This window comes from Candidatus Saccharimonadales bacterium (assembly GCA_036388415.1).
In the GTDB taxonomy this organism is placed as follows: domain Bacteria; phylum Patescibacteriota; class Saccharimonadia; order Saccharimonadales; family UBA4665; genus UBA4665.
Genome location: DASVRW010000002.1, coordinates 814,063 through 826,289 on the forward strand (window position 1 = coordinate 814,063; position 12,227 = coordinate 826,289).

General features: G+C 50.1%; 13 protein-coding genes. 2 read left to right on the forward strand and 11 right to left on the reverse strand.

Annotated features, from left to right (window positions below; translation table 11 throughout):
• Nucleotides 1-46: 46 nt before the first annotated feature.
• The 9 genes from VF575_04365 to VF575_04405 form a co-directional block, all read right to left on the reverse strand.
• Nucleotides 47-760: a glycosyltransferase family 2 protein gene (locus VF575_04365; GenBank protein HEX8182805.1), complete on the reverse strand. Its 714-nt coding sequence runs from the start codon at nucleotides 758-760 to the stop codon at nucleotides 47-49.
• Nucleotides 757-1,617, reverse strand: a complete 861-nt coding sequence (locus VF575_04370) for a prenyltransferase (GenBank protein HEX8182806.1) — start codon at nucleotides 1,615-1,617, stop codon at nucleotides 757-759. The genes VF575_04365 and VF575_04370 overlap by 4 nt, the downstream gene beginning before the upstream one ends.
• Entirely contained in the window at nucleotides 1,614-1,904 is a 291-nt protein-coding gene (locus VF575_04375) for a lycopene cyclase domain-containing protein (protein ID HEX8182807.1), read from the reverse strand. The genes VF575_04370 and VF575_04375 overlap by 4 nt, the downstream gene beginning before the upstream one ends.
• A complete protein-coding gene (locus tag VF575_04380) occupies nucleotides 1,889-2,209 on the reverse strand; it encodes a lycopene cyclase domain-containing protein (protein ID HEX8182808.1) in 321 nt (106 codons plus the stop codon). The genes VF575_04375 and VF575_04380 overlap by 16 nt, the downstream gene beginning before the upstream one ends.
• Nucleotides 2,202-3,725, reverse strand: coding sequence for a phytoene desaturase family protein (gene crtI, locus VF575_04385; GenBank protein ID HEX8182809.1), 1,524 nt, complete (start codon nucleotides 3,723-3,725; stop codon nucleotides 2,202-2,204). Before crtI ends, VF575_04380 begins: the two co-directional genes overlap by 8 nt.
• Nucleotides 3,722-4,546 (reverse strand): phytoene/squalene synthase family protein, encoded by an 825-nt coding sequence (locus VF575_04390; protein HEX8182810.1) that lies wholly within the window; start codon nucleotides 4,544-4,546, stop codon nucleotides 3,722-3,724. Before VF575_04390 ends, crtI begins: the two co-directional genes overlap by 4 nt.
• Nucleotides 4,546-5,631 carry a polyprenyl synthetase family protein gene (locus tag VF575_04395; protein HEX8182811.1) on the reverse strand — a complete coding sequence of 362 codons (1,086 nt, stop codon included), beginning with the start codon at nucleotides 5,629-5,631 and terminating at the stop codon, nucleotides 4,546-4,548. Before VF575_04395 ends, VF575_04390 begins: the two co-directional genes overlap by 1 nt.
• Nucleotides 5,624-6,217 carry a TetR/AcrR family transcriptional regulator gene (locus VF575_04400; protein ID HEX8182812.1) on the reverse strand — a complete coding sequence of 198 codons (594 nt, stop codon included), beginning with the start codon at nucleotides 6,215-6,217 and terminating at the stop codon, nucleotides 5,624-5,626. Before VF575_04400 ends, VF575_04395 begins: the two co-directional genes overlap by 8 nt.
• A 79-nt stretch (nucleotides 6,218-6,296) precedes the next feature.
• A complete protein-coding gene (locus VF575_04405) occupies nucleotides 6,297-7,481 on the reverse strand; it encodes a PAS domain-containing sensor histidine kinase (GenBank protein ID HEX8182813.1) in 1,185 nt (394 codons plus the stop codon).
• A 109-nt stretch (nucleotides 7,482-7,590) separates the two neighbouring features.
• Between VF575_04405 and VF575_04410 the strand changes: the two genes are divergently transcribed.
• Nucleotides 7,591-8,307, forward strand: a complete 717-nt coding sequence (locus VF575_04410) for a hypothetical protein (protein ID HEX8182814.1) — start codon at nucleotides 7,591-7,593, stop codon at nucleotides 8,305-8,307.
• Here VF575_04410 and VF575_04415 read toward each other — a convergent pair.
• The gene (locus VF575_04415) at nucleotides 8,300-8,707 is read right to left on the reverse strand and encodes a DUF1003 domain-containing protein (GenBank protein HEX8182815.1); all 408 of its coding nucleotides are present in this window, start codon (nucleotides 8,705-8,707) and stop codon (nucleotides 8,300-8,302) included. The genes VF575_04410 and VF575_04415 overlap by 8 nt on opposite strands.
• A gap of 494 nt (nucleotides 8,708-9,201) precedes the next feature.
• Between VF575_04415 and VF575_04420 the strand changes: the two genes are divergently transcribed.
• Nucleotides 9,202-10,659, forward strand: coding sequence for an exonuclease domain-containing protein (locus VF575_04420; GenBank protein HEX8182816.1), 1,458 nt, complete (start codon nucleotides 9,202-9,204; stop codon nucleotides 10,657-10,659).
• Between the two features lie 20 nt (nucleotides 10,660-10,679).
• Here the strand turns inward: VF575_04420 and VF575_04425 are convergent, their stop codons facing one another.
• Nucleotides 10,680-12,161, reverse strand: a complete 1,482-nt coding sequence (locus tag VF575_04425; protein HEX8182817.1) for an MFS transporter — start codon at nucleotides 12,159-12,161, stop codon at nucleotides 10,680-10,682.
• Between the last annotated feature and the right edge of the window lie 66 nt (nucleotides 12,162-12,227).

The window sequence follows — 12,227 nt, forward strand, 5'->3', positions numbered from 1 at the left end:
CCGTACTCGCATCTCAAATATGTAATTCTATTATATGACTGTCAGCCTATAGCCGCTGCCGCCAGCGCTGCCACGGTGCCTGCGCCGGCCAGTGTATAGAGAGGCTGCGCAGGCCTTTCCTGTAGCGCGACGGTAGGTTCGAAACACGCAGTGAACGGGCTGAAATACCAACCGTTAGAGATGGCACGAAGAGTACGCGTGAGCTTGCTGACAGGTGCATCGACAGGTCAATGTCATCGTGGATATCGGCTCGCGTGCGGTGCACGTCATCCGCGATTTTTAGCCAAGCCGTACGGCGGATGGCGCAGTTCGACCCAAAGAGCGGCCACTGCGCGATTGCCGATCCAACGCTTATGAAATAGGCGTACATATACCATACTTGCGCCCACCAATTGACGAGCCAGTGCGTATCATAAAACGTGCCCGGCCCGGTAATAGCGACAGCTTCCGGGTGCGCCTGCAGCTGTTGTTCTATACGCTGCAGCCAGTCCACAGGGACAATGGAATCGGCGTCACAACGAGCTATTATATCGCCGGTACTATGCTGGTAGCCGGCATGTGCTGCCGGCATAATTCCCTGCTGCGGTTCAGTAATGACGCGTGCACCGCACTGCCGGGCGATATGCGCCGTGTCGTCTATGCTGTTGTTATCAACGAGAATAATCTCATCGGCTTGTCTAGTTTGTTGCCGTAAAGCCTGGAGGCAGGCTTCGATAGTTGCCGCTTCGTTATAGGCAGGAATGACGACTGATATTGTCATACAGATAGTACGTGGATGTATATAATTAGCATCGTTGCCGCAAAGCCAGCAAAAAGATTGAGGTAAATAAATTGCCGCCAAGCTTTATTCGATCGGTGCGAGTCCGCATCAGACACTGCCCGGAACGGAAAAATATTAATAATATACAGCAGCCCGACAACAGCATACAGCGCAACTGACATGCCGTAAGTCAGCAAAAGCAAACTGCTGGCAGCGTATAATCCGAGTGAAAACCACACTGTTTTACTGGCTCCAAGAGCCGTGGCGATGGAACGGATGCCTCCCTCGCGGTCGGGAACAATATCCTGCACTGCCCCAAAGGCGTGTGACGCCATGCCCCATAGGAAAAATGACGCGACAAGCGCATATGCAGAGCTGGTATGCCCCGCTAGCGTTAGCCCATAGATCAGCGGCCCGACGAAATGAATACTTGACGTAATCGAATCGACAAACGGCCGTTCCTTGAAGCGAAGTACCGGTACGCTGTACGCCAGCACAAAAAACATGACGACGGCGAGCACGAGATTAGCCGCCAAACTCCCGAGGACAAACAAACCAACCATGAACGGTATGCCAACGACGGCTGACGCAATCAGGATAGGACGGTGTAAACGCTTAGCAGATAGGGCCCCCTCCATCCCGCCTTTACGCGGGTTTCGAATATCCGATTCATAATCATAGACGTCATTAACGCCGTACATGATCAAATTATACGGAATCAGGAAAAATAGCGTCGCAATGACGAAGCGTGTATCAACCGCTCGCTCCAACACAAGGTAGGTGGCAGCAAATGGATATGCAGTATTGAGCCATGAAATTGGCCGCGACACTTTTAATAATTGGAGTATCAGGTTCATATCTTGTCTTTCATCTTTTCCCAAATATACGGTACTAGCAGGCTGGCGCCAATCGCATAAGCAAAATCCTCAATCGGCGCCTTACCGATATATAGCCCGCTGATACGAGATACATCGTAGGCGACAATGCCGCTCGCAATGATGAGATTGTCAAAAACAACCGTCAATATGAGTAAGGCTGCGGTAGCTGCAAGTATCACTTTCCAGACTATACGCTGGCGCCCCGTATATACGGCTGCTAGTATCAGCCCGAGCATAACAACGTTTAGTATTAGGTACGTTGCCATAGTTGCTCTCCGCCGCGGTATAATAGCAGCGCGCTGTAGGTGAGCAAAGTGAGGAAAAATAACTCTTCAATTGGGAATTCAGCACCGATGCGCAGCCCTGTCAGGTAGGTCGTTTCGCCAACCCGAAAAATACGGTTTATAACGCCGAATACATCCCAGACTATAAACACGGCGACGCTTAGCCCGATAGTTGCCAGGGTGCGTTTGCGGTCATAAAACACCGCCAATCGAAAGCGGTGATCAAGCGTCAGTAGTCCCGATATAGATACCAAAAGCGCAGCAAGATAGGCATATTGTTCAAGCATCTGATGATCTCAGCAGTGACGTTATCGGCGTCGAAGTCGTATCGCCAGTCAGACGTTTGTAGACGAGTTCGGCACCGATGAGACACATTGGCAAGCCAACTCCTGGCGTCGTGTTAGCACCGACATAGTACAGATTGTTGAGACGCTTGCTGTGGTTAGACGGCCGGAATAGAGCACTTTGATTGAGCCGGTGCGACAAGCCAAGCGCAGTCCCTTGCCAGGCATTGTAGGTGTGTGCAAAATCATTCGGCCCGGCCAAACGCTTCACGACAATTCTGTCTTTTAGATCAGCTATGCCCGTCATAGCAACAATTTGATCTAAGTACGTTTCTGACAGTGCTTCCAGCTGCTGCGGGGTAACGTCAGGATTGGCAGGCGCGGGTACCAGCACGAACATATTTTCGTGGCCTGCTGGCGCGACCGTCGCATCAGTCTGACTCGGTTTACAAATATAGATAGAGGCCGGCGTCGGCCAGGTCTTGGTTTTGAAAATAGCATCGAAGTTCGCCCGCCAATCCTCAGTAAATAGCAGATTGTGATGATCGAGCTCCGGCAGCGAGCCTTTGACGCCGAGATACATCAGAAGTGCTGACGGCCCGGCCTGCTTTTTCTTCCAATAGCCAGCGTCATAGGTCCGGTTAGCCGGAGCGAGTAGCTGGGTTTCGGTAAAATGCAGATCGGCATTGGAAATGATAATGTCAGCTTCATCGACGGTGCCGTTTTCCAGGCGGACGCCCGTAGCTATTCCTTGAATGCTCTCAATTTTTGATACTGCCGTGTTGTAGTGATAGGTAACGCCGCTGCGGGTGCCAATTGCGACCAGCGCCTCGATGATTGCATAGAGTCCGCGCCGTGGATAGAAGACGCCTTGATTAAAGTCCATATGGCTCATCAAACTATATATTGCCGGTGCTTCGTACGGTGACGTACCCAAAAATACCATGGGATATTCCATGATCCGTCGCAACCGCGAATCTTGAAAGTAACGGCCGACGTAGCGGTCGATCGGCGTTAGCGCCGCGACTGCCATCCTGGGTAATGTTTTGATTGTAGCCGGTCGCAGCATCGTCTGCGGCCGTTCGAAATTCGTGTACAAAAATTGCTCAATTGCAGCCGTATATATATCTTCTGACCGTGCGAGGTAGCGTTCCAGGCGCGCACCCGATCCGGACTCAATCTGCTCAAATGTCTGCTTGTCAGCTTCCAGGTCGGCATGGATCGTCACCGGCGCGGCCTCACCTTCAAAAAACACTTTGTAGGCCGGATCCAGCCGCTGCAGTTCCAGAAGCGTACTGACATCTTCGCCGAACAGCCGGAAGTATTGTTCGAAGACTTCCGGCATGAGGTACCACGACGGACCAGTGTCAAATGTGAAACCATCGATGTGCAATCGTCCGGCCCGGCCGCCCGGCTGATCATTCTGCTCATAGATTACAACTTCGTAACCGCTGGCTGCCAACAGATTAGCCGTAGCCAATCCTCCAATACCGGCTCCGATGATAATAACTTTTTTCACCGCTTAATCCTCAGGGCCTGCGGCGCAAGTAGCAGCGCTTTACGGTAAGCCGGAATACGGATACGAGCTTGCTTAATATGGTCGATATCAGCCCGCTCGAGCAGTTCAAGGAGTGCGTGATAGTAGCTGTAGCTTGTCATGACTGCTGGCCGTACTCCGGCTGGCAGGGCGCGTATATACGGCAGTGCGGCAGCGAAGTCTTGGCGTATGTCAGCCGTTACCGTTTGTTTTGCGGCGCCGTCAAAGGTCGCATACGTGTAACCCGGGAAATAGAAGCGCCCGAGCTCCTGATAGTCGTCTTTGATGTCACGCAGAAAATTTACCTTCTGGTAAGCTGCTCCCAGCCGCTGGGCGCCAGGCTGCAGTTGCCGATACTGCTCAGCGTTGCCGGCACAAAAGACATGCAGGCACATTAGTCCAACGACTTCAGCTGAGCCATAAATATACTTGTCATAATTCGCTTGGTCGTAGATTGTAGCCGTCAGGTCCATGCGCATACTGGCAAAAAACGATGTGACTAACTGTTGGTCAATGCCCCAGCTTTGGTGTGTCTGAGCATAGGCGTGGATGATTGGATTGGCCGAAAATCCGCGCCGGATAGCCTGATATGTTTCTTGCTCTAGTGCGTCAAGTAATTCGGCGCTATCGCTGCCGCGATAGGTGTCGACAATCTCGTCGGCGACACGGACAAGTCCGTAAATATTGTATATATGGCTCTGCATCGCTTGCGGAAACAGCCGGCTGGCTGCCGAAAATGACGTCGAATACTGACGCGTCAATAGCTTCGAAAGCCGTGATGCGGTGTCAGTATACAAGTCCATCAAAATCTCCGCTTCGTCGCAACCAACAGCAGTTCGTGCAGGTCGGCTTTGTATTCGGACGTGACGTTCATGCCGTCAATGATATCAGTAGCCGTCCGAATATACTCGTCGATTTGCTGCTGACAGACTCGTTTCGCGCCACTGCGCTCGATAACAGCGCGCAGTGTCTGACATTCATTATCATTCAGGTCGGGCATGCCGATTAATTCGTCAAGAACCTGTCGATCCGACGAAGTGGCCATTGCATAGGCCTGCTGTAAAATGTAAGTTCGTTTACCTTCGCGTAAATCACCACTGTTACTCTTGCCAGTTAGAGCTGGATCGCCGTATATTCCCAACATATCATCCACGAGTTGAAAGGCGCACCCGAGGGCGACGCCGAATTGTCGGATATCGTCCAAATCAGCTACCGATGCCCCGGCAATCGCCGCTCCCGCCGACATTGGTCCAACAAACGAATAGAGCGCAGTTTTGTAGGCCGCGACCGTTAACGGCTCAGCCGTTACGAACGTTTGTAGAGTTGATTCAGTATCAAGTAGCTCACCGCCCGCCACGGCGAAAATCGCATCAGCCAGGTAGCGTTGCGCGACTAATTTCTGTTCTGAGGTCAGCTCAGAACTATCGAGCACAATTTCATACGCCGACGACAAAGCCAAATCGCCAGCCAGCAGCGCCGCACTGGCCGCCAAATGCTGCCTCCGTTCTAGTGACGGTTCGTTATCATAGATATCCATATACGATCCGGCAATGTTTTTGACCCCATAGCGTATCAGGTCATTATCAATGATGTCGTCATGGATCAGCATCGACAAGTGCAACAATTCCCAGGCAGCAGCCACAGAGATTATCTGATCGTGACGACTGCCACCAAATGCATGATAACCGAGCACGGCCATATATGGCCGCAGTCGTTTGCCGCCCGCTTGATTAAGTCTGGCCACGTCTTGCCATAACCGTTCATATGATCCTGCGATGTGAGCCGAGCGCCGTATACGCTCCTCAAAAAAAGTAGCCAGCGCAGCATTAACATCATTCAGCACCGAGGCACGCGTCGGTCGGGCCGTTGTAGTGGCCGTCTTAAGCATGGACGGCCTCGCTGCGCGTGAGAGCACGTTCGATACAGACTGCCAGCTGCTCGACTAATACTTGTGTATCAGCCTGCGACAAATCCTGATCGAAATATTCCATCAAAAAGCCGTTGACCATATGTGTTGTTGCTTTAGCCGAGAACATTTCTGAATCAGGGCCATATATACCTTGTTCAACACCGCGTCGGATAACGCGCAGCATGTGCTGATAGGCATGAACTGGTACATAGCCCCCGTCGGTACTGGGAAAATCCTGGCGCATTGCCATAAAATACTGCAGCAAGGCTACGATGTAGGTGCGGTTTCTGAGCTGAAAGGCAATTGTCAGCCGCAGCAGTGTCGATGCATCGGCCTTGTCCGGATACGTCTGATCTCTAGTCAGTTGGTCAATAATATACATTCTTGTGGCGCGGAGCAATGACTCCTTGTCGGCAAAATGAGCATAAATATTTGATGGCTCTTTGCCAATAGTCGCGGCAATCTTCCGCATCGAAGTCCCGGCATAGCCCTCGCGGGCGAGAATCGGTATAGTCTGGATAATAATATCTTCTTTGGTATGCATACTGTGTGACGAGCCGCTCATTTATCGTTGTTTAACGATCGTTCGATAATGTTTATTATACATCATAAGCACCGTATCTACAAGACGAAAGCATGGGTGGCTACGCCGGTCGGTTCAGTAACACGCTTTGATGGTCAGCCGCTGGCGCGTGCTGCACACCTTGTTTGGCATCATACAGTTCTTTTTCCAGTCGCTTGAGCCGATCTGGTGTTGCTAGCGGCACAGTAAAAGCAAAGCATGAGCCCTTGCCCGGCTTTGCGTCCAGCAGGCGAATCCGGCCACCCATGCCCTCGATCATCAATTTCGTAATATACAGCCCCAGGCCGGTACTCTTGGAACTGTCACGAGTATACTTATTGTTAGCAGCCTGGAAGTATTTTTGGAACATATGCTCCCGGCTCTCCGCTGGGATACCGGGTCCGGTATCCTGCACGAGTATATCTAGATCGGTTGCGCTATCTTTACCCAGGCGAACAGTAATGCCGCCCGTTTCAGTAAATTTTAAGGAGTTACCGATCAAGTTTGTCAGTACCTGCGCTACCCGGACGGGATCGCCAACCACTTGTATTTCAGAGCCTTCGTATTCATCAAATACCAATGATAGATTATGCTCTTTTGCTATAACGCCGAGGCCCCGAACCGTTTCTCGAATTACGCCAACAGCCTCAAATTGTTTCAAATCATAACTCACCCGGCCTTCCTCCAGCCGGCCCATATCAAGGAATTCGCTGACCATCGTCAGTAAATTTTCGCTACCGGATCCAATATCGCGGATCATCTCGCCCAGGCTTTCGTCTTTCATGGCTTCAGTATAATATTCCTGGATCAGCAGACTGTTGCCGTGAATTGCCGTCAGCGGCGTCCGCAGCTCATGTACCAGAAAGGACAAAAACTGGTCGCGGGCGTGCTCCTTGGCTACAGCATCAGTAACGTCTTCGAGCGTCAGCACATTACCCTCAAGATCATCGTTATGAAACACAGGGGACAGCGATACCCGAGCAATACGGTCACCAAGTGGAACTTCGCGAAAACTACACGATTTATGTTCGATCGAGCAATACTTGACATGGTCAAGTAATTGTAGCTGCTCCGGTAACTTTTTGACTACTTGCTCAAGCTTCGCTATATCGTCACTCACAACCAGCAATTGCCGGGCCGCGTAATTAATCCGTACAATTTCATGATTGTTATTAGTAACGATATAGCCGAACGGCAGATTTTCGATCGACGTCTCTTCTATGCTAGATAGCCTTCCGACAATCGCATTTGATGATAAATTAGGCATAAGCACAGTATAGCAGCTGGCATACTATAGCCTTTGCCGTTTTAGCATTTCCGTGAGTGCGCGCCTGGATTGCCTTGCCATTTTGAGGTAACTATTTCAAAATTAATTCATGCACGAATCTGCCGCAGCCGCTGCTTGGGATGCTACATACCCGGCCTATTATCAGCTTGCTGATGTTCTAAAATCTGTCGCTGAATCACATTGCAATGTCCACATTGATAATCTGACATTGTTGAGGTGGCGTGAACTGATGGGAATTATGCGCGAAATCGACACTCATGTAGACGACACGGCCGCTACTCCTTTGTCGACAATATCCGAAATCCAACGGTTTGATATTTTCCGTGACAGATACCCCAATTTAACACCAGAGGCTCTGCAGCCAAACGTTCACAATAATTTACTATCGCGAACCAATACCATACTTCGAATCGGTCATTATCTGACGCGCGCCAATAGTGTTTACCGCTTTATACGACTCCGTGGAGCCGAAGCTGTACAGACAGCAGAATTATTTGCAGACAGTGCTACTGAAGAGGTTCGAAGTCAGCCCCAATTTTCGGATACGTTTATGCCAATTCTGCGTGAGCTTGGAATTGCAGCCTGTATGCTTGACTCGGCACACGATGCGCCCGATGATTATCGGCAGAATAAAATAACCTTGCAACCGAAGGTTTCGTTTCGTATGCGCACAGCCATAGCTGCAGCCAAGCATACAATCCCACTGCTAGGCGTCAGCTTTCATAAGCCAGTACTTCATGAATTGTGGAAAGCCAGCCATATCCGCGCCGACCGCAAAAAATACGCACAAGAGTTCATTACTTAAGGCGTTTTTCGAGCAGTACTCTAAGCTCTGCAATATCTTTGAGCTGGCGTTCGTTCTGTTGCATCAGTACTTCGATTTCCTCTTTGGCGGCTATGTCAGTGGCTAGGTCACGGCGGGCCTGGGCAGCGCTAATGGCGTCCATTCTCTTGGCAGCGATCAGCAGGATAGCGCCTTGCAGGGCAGCCAACATCGATAAAAATAAATTGAGCAATATGAACGGGAATTTATCCCAGTGCGCAACATTCGGATTAGTGTTTAGCAAGGCCCATAGACCGAGGAATGTCAGAAAGCCAAAAACAAACGACCAGCTGCCCATGGTGTTACGGAGAATATCTGCCGCCCGTTCACCGGTTGTCAGCGATTGTTTGTGTTGCTTGTGCCAGTTTGTGGGGTTGCGCATTGCTCTCATTATAAAGCATAAGCATAAAATCTATATTGCCACAAAAATAACACAGCCCGAACGAATCCGGGCTGTGTTATCAGATTGTGTACGGTGACCGTTAAATATTCTTGAGGAAACGATCGAATCGAGACACTTGGGCGTCATTCGTTGAAGTGAATTCGAATGCTAAGCCGCTCTTGGTATTGTTAGTTTTCATATAATAATTTGCCCTTTGCTTACTAGTTACTTTTTGTATTTTTATTGTTTGGAACGTTTTTGTTTGTGATCACAACACTTATTATTATACATGAGTTTGCGTTTTTGTCAATGTATTTTATTTGATGTTATCTTTGGTGTGAGCTCATCATACCGGAATGCCTCTGTTGCAGCAATGATAATGTGTAGTATTTTTGTTCACGCATTTAGACGGCGCAAAAAGCCAAGAATTCTGTATAGCAGCGCTGCTGTCAACTATCTGGCAAAAGGGTAATGATTACACTATACTGATGGTAATGGGGCAAACTGGGGGGAGTATATTAGACACGCCAATGGTGTTCGTCGACATCGAGACGAATGGGTTGAGCCATATCCGTGGCCGGGTGATTGAAGTCGCCGCTATCCGCGTTGAAAACGGCCGGATCACCCGCGTCTTCAATCAATTGATTGATCCAGAAACCGAGCTGCCATTCTTTATAACAAAGCTGACGGGGATCAGGAGCGAGGATCTGCGCGGCGCTATGCCATTTCGCCAAATTGCCGTGGAACTGCACGATATTCTGAGCGGGGCAATCTTTGTCGCTCACAATGTACGATTCGATTATTCATTTCTGAAGCAGGAATTCAAACGCGTAAACAAAACTTTTCTGCCAAAACAGCTCTGTACCGTTAAATTATCTCGAACACTGTATCCAGAACACAAAAGCCACAAGTTAGAGAGCTTGATTGCCCGGCACGGCTTTAGCTTTGAGAAACGCCACCGGGCGTACGATGACGCCCATGTTCTTTGGCAGTTCCTGCAACTGGTGCACGCTGATTTCCCGGCTGAAATTATCCAAGCTGCTATCTCCCGCCAGCTTCGTCAGCCAGCGCTTCCAAAAGGACTGCAGGCTGATCTGATCAAAGAACTGCCGGAAACTCCCGGAGTCTATATATTCGAAGATGAACAAAATAAACCGCTCTACATCGGTAAAAGCATCAATATAAAAAAGCGCGTGCTTAGTCATTTCGGCCATGACCATGACGACAGTAAAGAATTCAAGATTTCTCAGGCAATTAAGCATATTTCGACTCGGACAACTGGCGGCGAGCTGGAAGCATTGCTGCTAGAATCGCGCCTCGTCAAAGAAATGATGCCGCTGTACAACCGCAAATTACGCAAGACGCAAAAACTGCTGATCGCCCGCCAATCAGTTGACGCAGACGGTTATCATCACGTGAGCCTCGAGGAAGCCAGCCAGCTTGAACCAGATAATTTGTCGAGCGTCTTGGCTGTGTATGCTCGTCGTAATCAAGCCCGTACGTCGCTAGACGGTATGCAAAAACTATACAATCTCTGTCCAAAATTACTGGGACTTGAGAAGTCAGCCAAAGCCTGCTTTTCATACCAGCTGCACAAATGCCGCGGCGCTTGTGCCGGAGCCGAAGCTCCTGAAGTATACAATCAACGCTTAGGCTTAGCATTTGAGCGCCAGCGGATTCGTGATTGGCCGTATCAGGGGCCAGTACTAGTGCAGGAACGATGTACGGAATCGACAATGTCATCGGGTATTATTGTTGACCAATGGTGCGTACTGGCAGAAGTCAGTCAGGACGAATATTGCGATCCCGAGATAAAGTCACTGGCAAGCCAGACGGCCAAAACATTTGATCTCGATACCTACAAAATCCTGCAGGGATTCTTGGCGGCTAAGCTGCACAAACTCGTCATCCAGCCATTGTCTGCACAGCAGTTGCAGCAATTTGGTATCTAGGAGCGGTCAGGGGCCGTTATCTAGACGCCAGGAACGACCGGGAAACCTTCTGCTTCGTGTTCCATTTCGTGGTCGAGCTCATCTTTGGTCAGTGTATGATTCTGCAGACCGATCAGGGCGATCACACTGGCAGCTATGGCCAGCAGCGAGGCGATCATGAAAGCACTGCGGAATCCTTGGACGAGTGCACCATTCAGTGCAGCTGGATTACCTCCTGCGGCGGCCATAACACTGTTTGTTTTGGCAGTCGATATAGTGGTCAGCACAGCCAAGCCGATGGCACCGCCGATTTGCTGCGAAGTATTCAGCAGCCCAGAGACGAGGCCAGACTCTTTGGCTTCGACGCCGCTAGTTGCGGCCAGCGTCAGGGCGACAAATGTGGCACCCATGCCAGACGCCATCATGGCGATACCAGGCAGGACATCTACTAAATAGTTGCCGCTAACAGGAATCCGGGCAAAATATGCCAGACCGGCGGCGGTCAATAATGGTGCGAAAATCAATATTTTCTTTGGTGATACCTGAGCAACCTTTTTGGAAGCAATAGTGGCAGTCAAGGCGATGAAGAAAGTGAACGGCAGATTGTGCACACCAGTTTTAACGGGGGAGTATTCAAGAATCTGCTGCAAATAGAGCGACAAGTAGAAGAACACGCTGAACATTCCGGCTGTAATAGGCAACTGCATCAGATTGCCGGCGGTAACATTGCGGTTCTTAAAAATCCGTAGCGGCATCAATGGATGCGCTACATGCAGCTCATTGATAATAAAACCGACCAGCAGGGCTACGGCCAGAGCAATACCGCCAAGGGTTTCGATGCTTGCCCAGCCGTACTCTGTGGCTTTGACAAAAGAATACACCAGTACCATGAGACCCGAGGTAACGAGTACCGCTCCTGGTAGATCAAGACTGCGGCTGCCGGCTGCCGGCGCGCTTTGTGGCAAGTTGCGCAAAGCCAGGAATACTAACACAGCTGCTACAGGTACATTGATAAAGAAAATCCAGCGCCAGTCGACAAACTGCGTCAGCACGCCGCCCAATAACAGACCAACGGCCCCACCACCGGCGGCAACTCCGCTCCAGACACCAAGCGCTTTGTTGCGTTCGGCGCCTTCAGCAAAAATGCTCAGCACCAGCGATAAGGCGGCTGGCGACAGGAGTGCTGCGCCCAGCCCCTGCAATCCACGGAAGGCAATAATTTGCGTTGGGTTTTGGGCAAAGCCTGCCAGCAATGATGCAATAGCGAATAAAATAATGCCGATCAGAAAGACCTTTCGGCGACCCATTAGATCCGACAAGCGTCCGCCGAGCAGCAAGAATCCGCCGAATAGTAATGTATAGGCCGTCACGATCCATTGCAGTTGTGCGGTACTGGTAAATACCAATGCCTTTTGTATGGATGGCAATGCAACATTCACGATAGTAGCATCCAGCACGACCATAAACTGGGCGCCAGCTAGGATGAGCAGGGCCAGTCCTTTGTTCTTTACGGTTTCAATCATAATAGGTCCTTGTTTTAACGTATATTACTTTTTAGTATAAATATATACTTGAACTTGTCAACTATT

Bases quoted from the DNA above. Each gene is read 5' to 3' on its own strand.
- VF575_04415 (HEX8182815.1), bottom strand. From the start codon at position 8,707: ATGCGCAACCCCACAAACTGGCACAAGCAACACAAACAATCGCTGACA.
- VF575_04400 (HEX8182812.1), bottom strand. From the start codon at position 6,217: ATGAGCGGCTCGTCACACAGTATGCATACCAAAGAAGATATTATTATC.
- VF575_04375 (HEX8182807.1), bottom strand. From the start codon at position 1,904: ATGGCAACGTACCTAATACTAAACGTTGTTATGCTCGGGCTGATACTA.
- VF575_04390 (HEX8182810.1), bottom strand. From the start codon at position 4,546: ATGGACTTGTATACTGACACCGCATCACGGCTTTCGAAGCTATTGACG.
- VF575_04370 (HEX8182806.1), bottom strand. From the start codon at position 1,617: ATGAACCTGATACTCCAATTATTAAAAGTGTCGCGGCCAATTTCATGG.
- VF575_04405 (HEX8182813.1), bottom strand. From the start codon at position 7,481: ATGCCTAATTTATCATCAAATGCGATTGTCGGAAGGCTATCTAGCATA.
- VF575_04365 (HEX8182805.1), bottom strand. From the start codon at position 760: ATGACAATATCAGTCGTCATTCCTGCCTATAACGAAGCGGCAACTATC.
- VF575_04380 (HEX8182808.1), bottom strand. From the start codon at position 2,209: ATGCTTGAACAATATGCCTATCTTGCTGCGCTTTTGGTATCTATATCG.
- VF575_04420 (HEX8182816.1), top strand. From the start codon at position 9,202: ATGGGGCAAACTGGGGGGAGTATATTAGACACGCCAATGGTGTTCGTC.
- VF575_04410 (HEX8182814.1), top strand. From the start codon at position 7,591: ATGCACGAATCTGCCGCAGCCGCTGCTTGGGATGCTACATACCCGGCC.
- VF575_04425 (HEX8182817.1), bottom strand. From the start codon at position 12,161: ATGATTGAAACCGTAAAGAACAAAGGACTGGCCCTGCTCATCCTAGCT.
- VF575_04395 (HEX8182811.1), bottom strand. From the start codon at position 5,631: ATGCTTAAGACGGCCACTACAACGGCCCGACCGACGCGTGCCTCGGTG.